This window comes from Nitrospirillum bahiense (assembly GCF_007828025.1).
Classification (GTDB): domain Bacteria; phylum Pseudomonadota; class Alphaproteobacteria; order Azospirillales; family Azospirillaceae; genus Nitrospirillum; species Nitrospirillum amazonense.
This window is the reverse complement of sequence record NZ_VITO01000006.1, coordinates 140,210-155,458: the sequence shown is the minus strand read 5'-3', so window position 1 is coordinate 155,458 and position 15,249 is coordinate 140,210. Positions and strand designations below refer to the sequence as shown.

Genomic DNA, 15,249 nt, shown 5'->3' with positions numbered 1-15,249 from the left:
CGGAAACTATCGGCGGCGGACGAATGCTCCCCAGAAGTGGCGCCTGAATTTTCCCCAGTTTCGCTGATCAGTCAGGCTTCGGGGAGCATGCTTCCCGAAACCTCATGGCCGGTAACCCGAACTGCCGTTGCAGGCGCGACGGAGGGCTGGGACTCACCCGCGGACGCTTGAGCGCTGGAATTGAAGGGTTTATCCCGCAAATGGGTAATTTCGGGAAAACGCGGGATAAAGCGAAACCCCACCAGCTGCTCAACTCGCGTCCGAATTCGACAGGATATAGAATGTCCCGACAACCAGTGACTTGGCTGTTCTTAAGATAAAGACTTTACGCCAAGACTATATCGGAAAAGTTCATTTTGCTTCTTGATGGGAATATCCAGAGTAGGCCTAATGGTCGGAAAGCTCCTCACATCCGGTGACGCGCTATGATCGACCACTTAATGCTCCGCCAAGTACATGGCCTACATCTGCGGTCCGAATTCGGACACGCGACGCGCCAAGGGGGCTTTATAAGCGGTGATATAGCCTTCGCCAGCATACGGCGAATAGGTATTTATTGAGCCTCTGCCCATTAGGCGGCTCAAGTCTGAACCCTGAAAATACACAAGCCCGGATTCGATCATACCAGCTGGGTCAGGGTTTTATGGCGAATACTAGCCATATCTAACTAACTTTATACACCACCTTGAGATCGCGCGCAATTGTTGCCGACACACATCTGCGTGTATGCAAGTTGCGTCGCTACCTCGGGCCGGAGTACAAAATCATGGCCAGCACGAATGACGCCACGTGTTCGACGGAATATTGGCTAGTTGTTGCGGCGATTTCAGCAGACATACTCCAAATAATATGACCTGAAACCGGCGTCGTCACGTCAGTTGGTCCTATTATTGGAATCCACCGAATAAGCGGGGGTATTATGCCTTCGAGAATTTCGTTTTCGGGACCTGATCGAGGTCTCGGGCCTGGAGCTATTCAACTTTCACAAGCTGATGGTACTCCGCCTAAAGGCTATCGGGCTCGGCAGAGTGGCATTTTCGCGACCAGGAAAGTTGTCGAAGGACAAGCTCGCTGGTACCGCGACATTGACCGCGACTTCATGTACCTGCTCCAGGCAGACCCCTCCGTCATCGGGTTCCAGTCAAGGCCACACGTCGCTCACTATATCCTCAACGGCAAGCCGACCTCCCACGTCGTCGCATTCATCGTGCAGGCAGAGGCCGCCACCTACGCTGTCGACATCATCGACACGAGGCAGAAGCCGAAGGCTCGATATTGCGACGCCGACCTCCTGACCACGGCATATGGCCGGTGGGGGATTGACTATCGCTGCCTCGATGACCGGTTCGTCCACCTCGAACCCAGGTTCAAAAACGCAGTCGAACTGAACCGATGGAAGAGCGCGCCCCTAAACCGGGCCAGCGAGCTTTCCGTCATCGAGGCGATCTCCAACGGTGCTGACACCGTGGGCAAGGTCATCCAGGCAATAGGCGGCACCGAGGTCACAGGCCTGGCCCACGTCTACGGACTGGCTCTCAAAGGCAAGCTGCGGCTCAGCATGAGTCAGCCCTTATCCGCCAATACATCAGTTTGCCTCGTCACGGGGAGGAAGACGCTATGACCAGCATTGCCCTCTTCCGCGACCAGTACCTGCGCATCGAAGGGCGAATGGTTGCTTTCGAGCGCCGTGACGCATGCCGCAACCTGGTGTTCCTTGATGTCGCCAACAGCTCCCCTTTCGTGGTTCGCGAAGACGAGCTGCTGGACCTGATGGCGAGGGGACAAGCGTATCGCGTCGGCGGTGCTGAAGAACGCGCCTTCAAGGAAGGCCGCAAGAGCGACCTGACATCGCTGGCCCAGCTCCAAGTCGATGAAGACCTGAAGGCCCGGACTCTGCGCCGAGTGACCTACGTCCAGGCTTGGGAAAGGAGTGGGCTGAAAACCCGGAAGCGGCAGGAACTCGTCCCTGTCATCGAAGCCACGGCCGCCGTGCTGAACGACCGTCACCCTCCTCAACCGGGCACCCTCCAGAGTTGGATCACCGAATGGGAGAAAAGCGGACGCGACTTCCAGGCCTTGATGGACCGCATTGCACAGCGCGGGCGCCGCGGCTCACAGCAGAAGCTCGATGCGCAGAACCTGTTTGACGAAACGGTCGAGGGCCTCTTCCTGAATTCAATGCAGTACGACGTGAGCAACGTCTACAGACAGGTCCGCGACGTGTTCACGCGTCGCAATCGGCTGACCGGCGACACGTGGGTGCCGAGCTACTCCACCGTCTACCGGAAAATCAAAACCTACGACCGATACGTGGCCACCGCGAACCGGAAAGGTGTCGCCGTGGCAGACCGGATTTATCGGCCGAAGACCGGACATGTCTCGACTGAGCGCCACCACGAGCGCACTGAACTGGATCTGCTCAAGACCGACTTAATCGTGGTCGACAAGGATGGAAATCCCATCGACCGTCCCGTCGTCATTATCGCTTACGACCACTTCAGCAGGATGCCGGTTGGCCGCTACATCGGCTTCGAGCAATCTGTCGCCGCTGCCATCGAATGCATCCATCACGCGACCTACCCAAAAACGTATGTGAAGGAAAAGTACCCTGACATCAAAGGGGCGTGGCCGTGCTGGGGGCTGTCCGAAAATTACTTCGCGGACCTGGGGAGCCAGTTCGTCGCCAATGACTTCTCGGCGATGCTCAAGCTGCTTGGTTGCAACATCACCTTCGCGGCCCGCGAGACGCCCAACGACAAGGCGGCAATCGAACGATTCTTCGGCACCTTCACCCGCAGCCTGGTCCGCTACATCCCGGGTCGAACCTTCGAAGACTTTTATCGGCGGCGGAACGAAGAAGCCGTCGAAATGCAGCCTGTCGTTACCCTGGAGGAGCTGGACTACCTGGTCCATCGTTGGATTATCGAGGTCTATTCCCAACAGTTCCACACCGGAATCAACGACGTGCCTCATCGCCGGTGGCTGGAAAGCGTGGCGCGGCACCACATCATTCCGCTGCCCGAACCGGAGGTGTTGAAAGCGGCGTTCTGTCTGACAACGCATCGGCGGCTGTTCGATTACGGGGTCAGGGTCAATAACCTGATCTACAACGGGCCTGAAATCGCGGCCATTCGCACCAGCCCCGCCTACAACCCCGGCGGCACGGTGATGTGCAAGATCGACCCTAAAGACCTGGGAGCCATCCAGGTCTACGACCCCGGGCGAGAGCGCTTCGTTACCGTCCAACAATCACCCGGTTCGCGGCGGATGTTCGACGCGCGCGGTGTGACGCTCGTGCAGCAGACCCTGGCCCTGAAACTCATCAAGGCCCGGCCAGAAAAATATAGCGAGGACAACGTCGCGGCAGCCCACGCCGACCTACAGCGGTACATCCAAGACAAGCATGTCCCCAAAGACCGAAAGGTTCGACGGCTGAAAGCTGCTTATGGCGTCCCTAAGCACCAGATCCCCAGTCCCATCAATCCGGCGCTAAGCGACCTTTCCATTTCGGACGCATTGGAGCACCTGCCGGACTCGGTTCTTGCTGGGGAATTCACCATTCCGGACGAGGACGACAACATCGGCCAGGACTTCACTGCTTCCGCGCCAACACCGGAAGTCTTGGAACTACTCCCGTCCCCGACCGAACCCGTCGCATCGGATTTATCGGCCTCGGGGACCAACTCGTCAGCTTCCAGCGCAGCAAGGTTTGCAGAGATGGCTCGCCGTATGGGGGTCACCGGTCGGGGTGGAAACAAGGATGTCTAACATGGATCGTGAAGAGCGACTTGAACGCTTCAGAAACATTGTAAAAATCGCTATCGACCTGCCTAAACAGGCTCAAATCAAGCAGTGGATTCGCAACGCAATAGACATTGGTTGTTGCGGTAAGGAAGCCCGGTCGATGACTTTGCTGGGGCCTACGGGTACCGGCAAGTCTACCCTCCTCAAGGAGATTGTCGACGAGTACCCGGCTGAACAGCGGGATCGCTATCTCTATCACCCGGTCCTATATGTTGAGATTCCTCCTCAATCGACGCTGAAGGCCTTGGCCATCGCGATCTTAAAAGCGCTGGGCGATGTTCCCTCGAATCGCAGCGTGTCCGAGTACACCCATATTGTTACCCGGACGCTGGCCAGAGCGGCGCCTAAACTCCTCATCCTCGACGAGATCCAGCACATCGTCAGCGCGGGTAACAAGCGAGCCAACGCGTATGCTTCAGGCGACCTCATCAAATCCATCCTGAACGCCGCTGTCTGTCCGGTGATTCTCGCGGGTCAGCCCGAGGGAGCCGAGGTCATCGATACAAATTCCCAGTCGGAGCGTCGGAATGGATGGTCTGAAGTTCTGGAGCCCTTCGATTGGTTCAAACAGGCGGACCGGGATATCTACCAATCTTTCCTCTACATGTATGAAGAACGCATGGGCCTCCCAGCGCCGTCGAACCTGTTCGACGATGACATGGCATTTCGCCTTTGGATCGCTTCTGGCGGCTTAATTGGAAAAACCACCAAATGGCTCCAAATGGCGGCGGAAATGGCGCTGGTTGAACGCAGCTCTCCATTGCCCTGCCTAAGCCAGGAACTCCTCGCTGAAGCCTTCGAAAGGGGACAGGTCAGGGCAGAGCGCCGACAGCCCAATCCGTTCCGGTCCGATAAGCATTCCCTGAAGGTGCTGCCCGCGCCCACCACGGAGAAACTCAGCCTCCCCCGGCCGCGTAAAACCGATCAGGCGCTGAAGGAACTGCTGTAGCCATGTTCAAATTGATTTTCCCGCTGGTGCCCTACGTTGATGAAGGGTTCCTTGGTTTCGTCGCCAGGTCTGCTGAAGAGAACTTCAGGCCCACCCCTTGGGCTGTGCTGACATATGTAGCTCCGCGCCTCATGGCGGCCCGCGCCTTCATGCTGTCGGATACCGACATGGAGCCCCTTCGCCACCTCCTGTCGATGACGCCTGACGAGCTGGAGCGCATGTCCTACCGCGCAGCCGATACCCGACACGTGCGCCTCCTCGGGCACACGCTGCCGAAGGAACTCGTCTCCCTCATCTGGCGGAAATGCTGCCCGTTGTGCCTGGCTGAAGCCCCTTATCATCGCGCTGTCTGGGACTTCGTGTTCATGGTGGCCTGCCCCCATCACAACGTCATGCTGGTCGACCGGTGTGCCGAGTGCAGGGGGCCACTCAACTGGCTGACCAGCAAGTTGACCCACTGTGTGCATTGCGGTGCCGACTACCGCGTCATCGACCCCGAGCCTGCCCCTGACGAGATTGAAGGCTTGAGGGCTGTTGTCTCACTCCTCGAAGGTAAGCCCCCGCCGGAAGGGCTGGCAGGCATGGATGTCGGCTGCCTGCTGAAGACCATCTACATGCTGGGCCAATGCGTCCACGACACCTTGTTGAATGTCGCGGCGGTCAAAATCGGTCGGCATCATCCCGAACGAGTCCTTGCCTACCTGAACATCGGCTGGCAGGCCTGCGCGGACTGGCCCCATTCCTTCTACCGCCATATCGACTGGCTGCGGCAGTCAGCGGCGGATCGTCAGGACCAGCACGAGCGGATGTACCGCGACATCGGCGTTACCGCTAAATGGATCCTGAAACAGGATAAGGATCCTGCCTTCAGGCCCATTACCGGCACCTTCAGCCAGTATGTCGCCGGTGATGTCACGCTGGTAACCAAAGCCAGGGCCGTCGTCCGCGCGCGCCGTGCCAATCCATCGCGGTCCTTCTTTCTTCCCCAGGAGGCTATTCGCCTCCTGGGGACCTCAATGCCTCGACTCATGCGTCTGGCCGAGGAACGCGACATGTTCTTGGTCAAGGGAACGGGCAAAGGCTTCGGTTCTCGGCTCGACCCCCAGAAGGTTTTGGACCTCCAAGCCGAGGTCGAGCGGTACATTGATGGCAAGGCCGCCAGGGCCATGCTGGGGGTCAATGATCGGACCCTTGGGCAGATGGAGGACGCCGGTCTTCTCACCGTGGCATCCGAGCCCATCGCCACCACATTCTTTAAGCACCCGCTTCTCAGGGCAGAAGTCCAGGATCTCCTGGACGCCGTCAACCGCCTGGAACTGACGGAGCTGCCGTTGCCGCTGGGCAAAGACATGATCACGACGGCCAACCTCATCAGACGCATGCCGATGAGTTATGACGACCGGAACGCCGCGACGGTATATCGCGCTGTCATCGAGGGAACCTTGCTTCCAGCCGGGAGGCTGGCGGGATCCCGGGGATTTACCAATCTGGTTTTCACCATCGACGCGGTGAAGAAGTTGGCGGTGAAGCTTCGCCAGGACGTTCTGGCCGTTTCCGACATTGCGGCCAAGCTGAACGTTCAGACCAAGTCGGTTCGACTTTGGGTGCAAAACGACATCCTGAAATCCAGGGACAAGGTCGGACGCGTCACCCGCCGTGCCAAGGTCTTGAACAAGGATTTCCGCGACTTTTCTGGAAGGTACATGCTCGCCAGAGACGTTGCGGCCCAGCGCGGTTTAGATGTCAAATCAGTCAACTCGACGCTTCTGTACAGCGGAGCACGACCGGTTTCCGGTCCCTCCGTCGATGGCGGCGAGATGTATCTTTATGAGCGCAGTGATATCGACCGGATCATCGGATAGATAAATCGGCGCGAGGTGCGCGACATATCTCTCCGAATCAAGTCCCTCGGCCACTCCAATAAGGGGCCGGGCCAACGACACAGCCGACACGAATCCGGCGTTCTATGACAAAGACCTGCCTGAATCCGGCATTCCATGAAAAGGAATCTGGAATTCTATGAAAAGCCCCCCAGATTTCCTGAGGCTCTCAGACGCCCAAGATCCGGATTTCCATGAAAAGGGATGAAGGTCAAAGGCGTCAAGTGACGTTCCCCGCGCACTGTCGACAAAGCCCCCGGGCGGCCTTTCCGATCACTCGGGAAAGGCCGCCCGGGGCTTTTCTTGCTTGGGACATTAGCGTTTCAGTAAGAACTCGCGTCCCATCTTCACGCGGGCCACGCCATCATAGGCGACAATGTCGGCCGTGGCATAGGTTTCACCCCAATGTTCGGGCAGGAAGCTGCCGGTGCCCACCACGTCGATGGGCGCCTGGGCATCGGCCATGACCCGGCACTTGGCGGGGCTGAAACCGCTTGAGGCGACGATTCGCACCTTGGTGAAACCCGCTTGGTCCAGGTTCTCGCGTACCCAGTGCAGACCGGCGGCGGAAACGCCGGCACCGATCAGGTAGCGCAGCTCGGTTTCATCCCGGTATCCCCGGATGCTGTCCGGTGCGCGGCGCTCCAGCACTGCATAGCTTTGCGGAGGATCCAAGCCCTCGACGAAGCGTCCGCCGGGTGTGTCCAGTCGTACCGACAGCCCGCCCGCGGCGGCCAGCTCAGGGAAACGCCTGCATACTGCGAGTGTGTCGCTGACTTCACGGCCGAAATAATCCACAAGCACCGTCATTGCTTCGCCGGGGAAGGTATTGTGGTAAAGCTCGGCTGCCTTGACGGTGGAACCGGCGTAGCCGATCAGGGCGTGCGGCATGGTGCCGAAGCCGTGGGTTTGACCGAAATAATGGGCGGTCGCATCGGTGGCGTTGCCGATGAAGCCGATGGCGCCGACCTTGCGCTTGGCCCGTTCAGAGCCGACGCTGGCGGCATAGGCCATCAGGTCGGCCATTTCGGTACCGGCGCAATGGCGGGCATCCATGGCCAAGAAGGCGGATTTGGGCAGGCCCGCGCTCATTACGAAGGCGTTATGAGCGGCCACACAAGCGGGACCCAGCTTCATCAGGAATAGGGTCTCCAACTCCGCGAGCTGTGAGAAGGGCCCCGTGATCCACATCATGGGTTCGCCAGCACCCACCCACTGTCCTTCGTGATAGCGGACTTCGATTTCCGGCGTGAAGCCCCGGGCCGCCGCCACCGATTTAAGCCAGTCCAGCGCCAGCCGTGGGGCGAACACCACGGGCCGCCGCATGAAAACGGCGTAGGTCACGGGAACGTCGCCGTTCCGCTCCACGATGGTACGGGTGCGCTTGAAATAGACGTCGGTCCATCGACCGATGGCGTCCGCCGGGGGCCAAGCCTGAGCGGTCTCTGTGGGGGGAGTTGCGATGCCGGCGCTGGGCGCCATCACTTGCTTTTTATCCTCGGCCATGTGGCCATCCTTCCGTCGTCCTCAGGACATGCGCTGGAGGATCATAGACGATGGCCGGCGGGCCTGGGCAAGCCGCGTTGTAGGTGTACGTGGAATCGCGCGCCCTTACTGCGGCTTGTCGGGGTTGGCGGAAGGTGGCGTTTGGCCGTAGGCGCGGGCATAAGCGCCCAGTGCGGTCTCGTGCACATTCTGCTGAATTTCTGCAATCAAGCCGCGCACACGGGCGAAGGCCGCATTGGCGGCCGCGGCATCGAAGGGTTGCGCTTTCAACTGCTGCACCGCCTCGCGGCGGGCATCCCGCAGTTGTTGCAGTTGGATCTGTGACAGATCCTGGTGAGCCGTGATGGCATCCTTAAGGAAGGGCAGCACTTGCTCCGGCGCGTTCTTCACGAACAGGTCATAGGGGCCCGGGCGGCTGTTATTATTGGGGTTGGCGTCACCACGGGTAACATTCACCCGGCCCAGCGGGCGGACGCCATCCAGGCGCTGACCCACGACCATGCCCGCGACGAGCAGATTGATCGAAACGGAAATGGCCAGCAGGACGATCACCAGCTTGGACAAGGTGGGGCTTCCAGGGGAAGTGCCCGGGTCGGAATGCGCACGCCCCTCGGTCACTGTCCAATCTCCGTGTCGATTTCAGTCATGGCCTTCATGTATTCGGTCGTGGCCGAGGTCCGCGAGTCGCTGAATGGCAGAGCCAGGGGGGAAACGCCATGTACCCCCAACACGATGCCGACCACGGCTGCGGCCAGTCCGGATACCAGGGCGGCGGGAATGCCGCCCGCCCAGACCGCGCGGCTTCCGCCGGCGAAGGCTGGGGTTCGACCGGGCAGTCCCGCTTGTGGGGCGGCCAACCTGCGGTCTGTCATGCGGGTGGCGGCCCGCCCCCCGGTCGCAGTTGTGGGAATGGCCAGAATGGCGCGGCGCAGTTCGGCGCTGGCCCGGTCAAGGGGCATGGCTGTCAGCGCCTGTTCGGCCAGGCCAGCCTGGGTCAGCACGACCCGCGCCGCATCCGACTGGGCCAGCAGACCAGCTGCCCGGGGGCGGTCCGCCACCGGCCACAACTCCGGGTCCGGGCCGTGCAGGTCCACGAGATCCTCGAATTCCGCGACCGTCATCATCCCGTCCATCATCGCGGCCCTCCCGTCCGTGAGCGTCGACCGTCCTGGGCATCGGACGGCGCCAGGGGCGCCAACGTTGCCCGCAAGGCGCGGCGGGCCCGCACCAACAGGGTTTCCAGCGCGCCAACGCTTACTTCCATGGCGGCTGCGGCCTCGGCGTTGCTCAGGCCCGCATCATAGCACAAGGAAATGGCGGCCCGTTGCCGTTCGGGCAGATCATCAACTGCCCGCGCCACCAACCGTCCGAGTTCCGAGCGTTCCACCAGGGCGACGGCGTCAAGGGATGGGTCCACCGGTTCGGGCACGTTTTCGAGCGTGTCGTGCACCGGCCGGCGTTTGCGGTCCAGGCACAGGTTCACGGTGATTCGGTAGAACCACGTGGAAAAACGGGCCTCGGCCGGGCGGAAACGCTCAGCATGTTGCCACAAGCGCAGGAAGGCTTCCTGCGCCACATCCTCCGCCTCGGCCGCCCCCCCCAGGACGCGGCGCGCCAATGTGACCGTCCGGTCCAAATGCCGATCCGTCAGCACCCGGAAGGCCTGCGCGTCGCCCTGGGCAACGCGGCCGACCAGGTATTCATCACTGCTGGTGGCCAGGTTCTGGCCATCGCTCCGCTGCACTGGGTCGCCTTTGCCGTCCCGGGTGAAGGGCAGCCCCATGAGGCCATCCACCCGCGTAGTTAGACCAATCGCGGCCTTTGCGCCAGAGAGGCCATAGGCGTAGCCCTGCCCGCCGGGTGAGGGCACAGCTGTGACGGTCGAACTGCGGGAAGGGAAAAATGGGGACATGGGCGACGGCATCCCTTGCGGATTTTGCCTGTTTAGGTTGTGCGCGCGCGAGCGGTAGGAGGAAGGTCAGGTGTTGGCGCCACCTGAAAAGCCGCCTACGTCCGTGACACAAACTTGGCTATGGTACGTAAGTCCAGCGGACAACCCTGCGCTATCTAGGGGTGCGGCAGAACGGACAGGCGGCGGTCAATATCATTTTGTATGTCTGCTCGCGAAAGTGGTGTGCGCTATTAGTTAATCAATGTGATCAAATATGATACCTTTCCCGCGCATGAAGATTACCGCGCGAAGCGTCGCGGACGGGTGAGGCGGAGAACGGACAGGGACGGGGCGGTGCGGGCGGACGGACTGCTGTCATGAGCTTGGCGGAGCGGGAACGGAAGACCAAGGGCGTCATCTTCGGACGCAGCCTCAACCACCGGCCGGAACCGGTGGCGGGGGAAAGTGTCGCCTCGCCACTGCGCCTGACCGACGTGGAATATTTCACTCTGCCGCAGAAGTCCTGGCGGGATCAGGTACGTCTGTTTCTGCAGGCCAGCGGCCTGTCCACCATCCCCATGATGACCCGCCTGCGCTGGCAGGCGCATGACACCATCGAGTGGCTCCAGGCCTCTCTGCTCGGCAAGGGGCGGGCCAAGCGCGTCGCCATCACGCACCCCGTGCAGTTGCTGCCCGCGATGGAATTCCTGATGGGCTTGCCGCCGGATCTGGATGTGGAGCGGCGTATGATCCAGACCCTGGTGGGTCGTGCGCTGATCGATTATCGCAAGCGTATCAGCCAGGAACGGGAAAAACCCCTACTGTTCGCTCGCGAGGCGTCAAACTACTTCTATGCGGGGTTCAAAGACCAGCAGATGATCTCAAAGGTTTCTGCGCCAAGCGAACAGTTTTTCATCGTCCAACGCATTTACAACAATTACTATTACTTCCGTCTATTTTATATATGTTCGATCATTTCACGAGAGCCGGCGGAGGGGGCGAACAAGCTGTTCTCCAAATTCATGAGGTCTTCTTTTTTTCTATCGACAGTGCAGGATGATGGCACACTGGCCGCCAAGCCATCCTACCGCTCCCTGCCACCCAAGGATCACGTGGTCTACCTGGCCAAGCGCGACAATGCCCTGCAGGCGCGGTTGCGCGAGGATTCCGGCCTACGTACGGAGCTGCAGTCCGTCCTGCGCTATTTCCGTCCTTTAAGGGGCTAAGGCATTGCCGGGGCCGGTCGAACCCGGCCACTATGCCACGGCGGTTGATGCAACACCGGTGGACGGGATGGATGGGGCGTTTCCGGGCTTTAGCCTGTCGGTACAGGAGGGGGTGGCCACCCTGACGGTGGACCGCCCGGACAAGCACAATGCGCTGTCGCTGGAGATGTGGCTGGCCCTGCCCGGCCTCATGCACGGGCTGGGGGTCAATTCCGAGGTCCGGGTGGTGATACTGACCGGTGCTGGTGGCACCGCGTTTTCCGCCGGGGCCGACATTTCCGAATTCGCCGAGCTTTTCGCCACGGCGGAGGGCGCTGCCCGTTTCAACGCCGCGGTGAGAGCCGCCAACCTGGCGCTGGAGCGCTGCCCGAAGCCCACCATCGCCATGGTGCAGGGGTTATGCGTGGGTGGCGGCTGCGGCTTGGCGTTGCATTGTGATCTGCGCTTCGCCGGGGCCGGCGCCCGCTTCGGCATCACCCCTGCCAAGCTGGGGTTCGTCTACCCGTTCGAGGACACGAGGCGCCTGGTCGACCATGTCGGGCCTGCCCGCGCCAAGGATCTGTTGTTCAGTGGTCGGCTGATCCGGGCGGAGGAGGCGCTGGCCATCGGCCTGGTGGACCGGGTGGTGGAGGACGCCGCGCTGGCGGATGCGGTGCGCGAGTATGCGGCGACCCTGTGCGGCCTATCGCAATTCTCCATACAGGCGGCCAAGCGCATCATTCAGGCCGTCCAGGATGGTGCCACGGCCGTCACCGATGCCGGTGCCGCCACTTTCCTGGGAGAGGCCGCCCGCAACGTGGATTTCGAGGAGGGGCGCCAAGCCTTCCTGGCCAAGCGCCGGCCCACCTTCACCTGGCGGGGTTGGGGGCGCTAGCCGCGTCAGCCGGAGACACCAGGTCGCGGTATGCGGGATCAGCGGCCTCCTGCCGGCCCCAAACCGGATTGGCCGCGGCCATGCGCGCTAGATAATCGCGCACGGCGGCGGCATCGCCCAGCAGCAGTGCCACCCGGGCGGCGCGGCGCCACACCCGATCCCAGCCATGGGCCAATTGCGCCGCTTCGGCGAGGGCCGTCCGCGCCCCGGCGGTGTCGCCCTTGCGGGCCGCCCTGTCGGCGCGGATCACCGCCTGCCAGGCATGGTGGCGTTCCACCAGGGCTCGCAGGTCAGACAAGGGCTGGGTGCTGGCATCCACGCGGTAATCCAGATCCAGGGGGAAGCCGTCGGGCGTACGCACCACCAAGGCGGCGGAAAGCTTGCCGATGCTCTGGCCACCCGCCGCCTGGCCAGCCTCCAGCGCCGCCAGCAGCCTATCCTCCAACCTGCCCCGCGTGGCCTTGTAGGCGTCCTCCATGGCCGTCAGCACGGCGGGGCCCGCCAAACCGTTGCCCTGCACGGCATAACCTGGCCCATGCCTGTCACCAGCGTAAGCGGACGCCATCGCGTCGCGTCCGGTGAAGACGGCGGTGCGTCCTTTGGCATCGACCAAGGCCACCTGGCGCGCTTCCACCCCCTCACCATCGAAATCACCATCTTCCCGCAGCAGGATGGACAGCGCATCGGCCGGGGCATGGCCGGCGGCCATCAGGGCCAGGCCCTTGGGGCCCATGGCCGGGTTGGTCTCGAACTGCGTGACGACGGCGCCGACGCCGGCCTGGGCGTAGTCCACGCTGGCCCCCACCGCCAGGTTGTTGGTGGCGACGGCCACGCCGCAGCGGTCTTGGTCGCAGGCGATAATGGAGAAGGTGGCACCCGCCGGTGCCGTCGCGGCCAGCAGGCCGGCCAGGGCGAGGGGGGCCAACCACCATCGCATGGGCGTCAGTGCACCAGGAAGCAGGTGCGGCCCTGGCAGCGGACATAAACCGCCAAGTCCTTCCCGTTCTGACAGGTGATCTTGTAGACGATGTCGGGATTGTTGCCGACGAAGCGCTGCACCGCCTCCACTTTGTTGGGCTTGCAACTGGCCTCCAGCGCTACAGATTTGGCTTCCGCCTCCGCTTCCGCCGCCACCGCGCCATCGGCGGTCCCCATCACCACGCTGGCCAGCAACAGGACGACCAGTCGCGTCGTATATCGGGGAAATGTGTGGCGCAAGGTCGGCATCCATCACTCGTCTTAAAAATGGGTGTCCTAGAACTGACCCGTTCTGGGATTGGGCGTCCTGTAACGGGGGCAATGGTATCATTGGCGGCTGGGCCCGGTCACGAGGGTAGGCGGCGCGGCGCGGTACCAGCTTTGATTGTGCCTACGTAGAAAGGGAGCGGTTTCTTTATTTATTTGGAGGTGGGTATGGAGACAGACGTGCCGGCTTTTATCACAAATGTGACGAGAACTACCCACATTGCGTAAGGTAAAACTCATCTGAAATACATACGTCTACGGAGGAAGCCTATATTGACGGAAAACTCATGCTCATGAGGAACTTAAGCTTGAGCACCGTAAGCCGGGGCAGGCCGGCCGCGTGGCGTATTTGTGAGAGGGCGTTATGGGCATGCAGACGACCCGGAGCTCCGGCCTGACGCTGGACGAATATAGGCAGATGGAGGAATCCCTGCTGGCCACGGCCAAGGGCCGGGACTTTTTCTATGAGGTTCAGCGGCGCGCACGGTCGGTGGAAACCGATGAGCTTCGGCGCACCATCGCCAGTATCCAGCGATTGATCGCGGCCTCCCGCAATGACCCTGCGCCGGCCCCGGCCGGTGGTCAGCTGGGCAACCCCGAAATCGCCTTCCTCAAGGCGGAGGTGGAGGCCATGGCCAACACCATCCGCCTGGTGAAACGTGAAATCGCGGCCATCAAGCCCAGCGATCCCAAGGCCGACCGCATCAGCGCCGCCACCTCGGAGCTGGACGCCATCGTCACCGCGACAGAGGAGGCGACCAACCGCATCCTGACCACGGTGGAACGCATGACCGGCGCCCTGCGTCGTCTGCGCCCGGGCCGCATGGTCGATGGTCAGCTGCTGACGGCGCTGGAGAACGCCTGCATGGACGTGATGATGGCCTGCTCCTTCCAGGACATCTGCGGCCAACGCACCGCCAAGGTGGTGAACACCTTGAGCTATATCGAGGAACGGGTGGGCGTGATCACCGGCCTCTGGCGCACCCTGCCGCAGGCCTCGACCGCCCCCGCCATGCCGCCGGCGGATGCCCCGCGGGAGGTGCTGCTGCCGTACAAGCATGACGACGCCCGGCCCGATGCCCATCTGCTGCATGGGCCCGCCCTGCAGGCGCCGTCGCAGACCACCATCGATGCCCTGTTCAGTGCCGTTTCGCCCGCGCAACCGGTGGCGGCAAAGCCAGCCGCGCCGGTGAAGGACATGGTCATCCCCAGCACCACCGGCCTGTCGGCCGATGCCCTGCGCACCCAGCAGGAAATCGACGCGTTGTTCGAGGCGGCGCACTAAAGCCAGAAAGGCCCGCCTCGGTTCGCGGGGGAGCGCACTGACCGGGAAGGCGTTGACAAGCAAATGCCATCCATTTAGTTTCCTAGTCAACAATTTGAGCCGGTCAGCATGCCCTCAGGTGATACCCCATCGGACCTCCACGCCCACCTAGGCTATTGGCTGAGGATGGTGTCCAACGCCGTTTCCCAAAGTTTCGCTCGCGCGGTGGAGGCCCGGGGGGTGACGGTGGCCGAATGGGTCCTCTTGCGGGTGCTATATGACGTGGAGAGGCTGGCGCCATCCGCGTTGGCGGAACGGATGGGCATGACCAAGGGGGCCATCTCCAAACTGGCTGACCGTCTGGTTGAAAAGGGCCTCGTCCGGCGTGAGGCCAATCTGGAGGACAGGCGCGGCCAGACTCTGGCCCTCGAACCGGCGGCCCGATCGCTGGTGCCCCTGCTGGCCGAACTGGCGGACCGGAACGATGCCGCCTTCTTCAACGGGCTTTCGCCCAGTGAACGGGCACAGCTCAAAGGGCTGCTCCACAAAATCGCCTCTAAGCATAAGTTGAACACAGCGCCCATCGACTGACCGCCGGGCGGATTCCAAC

General features: G+C 61.8%; 14 protein-coding genes. 8 read left to right on the top strand and 6 right to left on the bottom strand.

Features of this window, described 5'->3' with window-relative positions; translation table 11 throughout:
• Nucleotides 1-1,099: 1,099 nt before the first annotated feature.
• The 4 genes from FBZ88_RS10675 to FBZ88_RS10660 are packed head-to-tail and all read left to right on the top strand — an operon-like array spanning nt 1,100 to nt 6,615.
• A complete protein-coding gene (locus tag FBZ88_RS10675) occupies nt 1,100-1,621 on the top strand; it encodes a hypothetical protein (RefSeq protein ID WP_145616780.1) in 522 nt (173 codons plus the stop codon).
• On the top strand, nt 1,618-3,768 hold the full coding sequence (locus FBZ88_RS10670) for a Mu transposase C-terminal domain-containing protein (protein ID WP_145616779.1): 2,151 nt from the start codon (nt 1,618-1,620) through the stop codon (nt 3,766-3,768). Before FBZ88_RS10675 ends, FBZ88_RS10670 begins: the two co-directional genes overlap by 4 nt.
• 1 nt (nt 3,769) lies before the next feature.
• On the top strand, nt 3,770-4,753 hold the full coding sequence (locus tag FBZ88_RS10665; protein WP_186464322.1) for a TniB family NTP-binding protein: 984 nt from the start codon (nt 3,770-3,772) through the stop codon (nt 4,751-4,753).
• A gap of 2 nt (nt 4,754-4,755) precedes the next feature.
• Nucleotides 4,756-6,615, top strand: a complete 1,860-nt coding sequence (locus tag FBZ88_RS10660; RefSeq protein ID WP_145616777.1) for a TniQ family protein — start codon at nt 4,756-4,758, stop codon at nt 6,613-6,615.
• Nucleotides 6,616-6,948: 333 nt separating this feature from the next.
• Here the strand turns inward: FBZ88_RS10660 and FBZ88_RS10655 are convergent, their stop codons facing one another.
• From FBZ88_RS10655 to FBZ88_RS10640, 4 genes are all read right to left on the bottom strand, one after another.
• Entirely contained in the window at nt 6,949-8,139 is a 1,191-nt protein-coding gene (locus FBZ88_RS10655) for a beta/alpha barrel domain-containing protein (protein WP_145616776.1), read from the bottom strand.
• A gap of 105 nt (nt 8,140-8,244) precedes the next feature.
• The gene (locus tag FBZ88_RS10650; RefSeq protein WP_145616775.1) at nt 8,245-8,703 is read right to left on the bottom strand and encodes a periplasmic heavy metal sensor; all 459 of its coding nucleotides are present in this window, start codon (nt 8,701-8,703) and stop codon (nt 8,245-8,247) included.
• Nucleotides 8,704-8,753: 50 nt separating this feature from the next.
• Nucleotides 8,754-9,275 (bottom strand): hypothetical protein, encoded by a 522-nt coding sequence (locus FBZ88_RS10645; RefSeq protein ID WP_145616774.1) that lies wholly within the window; start codon nt 9,273-9,275, stop codon nt 8,754-8,756.
• Nucleotides 9,272-9,922, bottom strand: a complete 651-nt coding sequence (locus tag FBZ88_RS10640) for an RNA polymerase sigma factor (protein WP_145616773.1) — start codon at nt 9,920-9,922, stop codon at nt 9,272-9,274. The genes FBZ88_RS10645 and FBZ88_RS10640 overlap by 4 nt, the downstream gene beginning before the upstream one ends.
• A gap of 485 nt (nt 9,923-10,407) precedes the next feature.
• Here FBZ88_RS10640 and FBZ88_RS10635 point away from each other — a divergent pair, with 485 nt between their 5' ends.
• Together FBZ88_RS10635 and FBZ88_RS10630 are read left to right on the top strand one after the other, a co-directional pair.
• Nucleotides 10,408-11,256 carry a hypothetical protein gene (locus tag FBZ88_RS10635; protein WP_145616772.1) on the top strand — a complete coding sequence of 283 codons (849 nt, stop codon included), beginning with the start codon at nt 10,408-10,410 and terminating at the stop codon, nt 11,254-11,256.
• A gap of 67 nt (nt 11,257-11,323) precedes the next feature.
• Entirely contained in the window at nt 11,324-12,130 is an 807-nt protein-coding gene (locus FBZ88_RS10630) for an enoyl-CoA hydratase-related protein (protein WP_145616771.1), read from the top strand.
• On the opposite strand, the gene FBZ88_RS10625 is transcribed toward FBZ88_RS10630, so the two are convergent.
• Entirely contained in the window at nt 12,105-13,055 is a 951-nt protein-coding gene (locus FBZ88_RS10625) for a DUF1028 domain-containing protein (RefSeq protein WP_211102606.1), read from the bottom strand. The genes FBZ88_RS10630 and FBZ88_RS10625 overlap by 26 nt on opposite strands.
• A 17-nt stretch (nt 13,056-13,072) precedes the next feature.
• Nucleotides 13,073-13,348: a hypothetical protein gene (locus tag FBZ88_RS10620; RefSeq protein ID WP_145616769.1), complete on the bottom strand. Its 276-nt coding sequence runs from the start codon at nt 13,346-13,348 to the stop codon at nt 13,073-13,075.
• A 397-nt stretch (nt 13,349-13,745) separates the two neighbouring features.
• Between FBZ88_RS10620 and FBZ88_RS10615 the strand changes: the two genes are divergently transcribed.
• Nucleotides 13,746-14,660, top strand: coding sequence for a protein phosphatase CheZ (locus FBZ88_RS10615; RefSeq protein WP_145608567.1), 915 nt, complete (start codon nt 13,746-13,748; stop codon nt 14,658-14,660).
• 165 nt (nt 14,661-14,825) lie between these two features.
• Nucleotides 14,826-15,230, top strand: a complete 405-nt coding sequence (locus FBZ88_RS10610) for a MarR family winged helix-turn-helix transcriptional regulator (protein WP_246138608.1) — start codon at nt 14,826-14,828, stop codon at nt 15,228-15,230.
• Nucleotides 15,231-15,249: the final 19 nt, after the last annotated feature.

Bases quoted from the DNA above. Each gene is read 5' to 3' on its own strand.
- FBZ88_RS10670 (WP_145616779.1), top strand. From the start codon at position 1,618: ATGACCAGCATTGCCCTCTTCCGCGACCAGTACCTGCGCATCGAAGGG.
- FBZ88_RS10675 (WP_145616780.1), top strand. From the start codon at position 1,100: ATGTACCTGCTCCAGGCAGACCCCTCCGTCATCGGGTTCCAGTCAAGG.
- FBZ88_RS10640 (WP_145616773.1), bottom strand. From the start codon at position 9,922: ATGGGGCTGCCCTTCACCCGGGACGGCAAAGGCGACCCAGTGCAGCGG.
- FBZ88_RS10630 (WP_145616771.1), top strand. From the start codon at position 11,324: ATGGATGGGGCGTTTCCGGGCTTTAGCCTGTCGGTACAGGAGGGGGTG.
- FBZ88_RS10645 (WP_145616774.1), bottom strand. From the start codon at position 9,275: ATGATGGACGGGATGATGACGGTCGCGGAATTCGAGGATCTCGTGGAC.
- FBZ88_RS10655 (WP_145616776.1), bottom strand. From the start codon at position 8,139: ATGGCCGAGGATAAAAAGCAAGTGATGGCGCCCAGCGCCGGCATCGCA.
- FBZ88_RS10660 (WP_145616777.1), top strand. From the start codon at position 4,756: ATGTTCAAATTGATTTTCCCGCTGGTGCCCTACGTTGATGAAGGGTTC.
- FBZ88_RS10635 (WP_145616772.1), top strand. From the start codon at position 10,408: ATGAGCTTGGCGGAGCGGGAACGGAAGACCAAGGGCGTCATCTTCGGA.
- FBZ88_RS10615 (WP_145608567.1), top strand. From the start codon at position 13,746: ATGCAGACGACCCGGAGCTCCGGCCTGACGCTGGACGAATATAGGCAG.
- FBZ88_RS10665 (WP_186464322.1), top strand. From the start codon at position 3,770: ATGGATCGTGAAGAGCGACTTGAACGCTTCAGAAACATTGTAAAAATC.
- FBZ88_RS10610 (WP_246138608.1), top strand. From the start codon at position 14,826: ATGGTGTCCAACGCCGTTTCCCAAAGTTTCGCTCGCGCGGTGGAGGCC.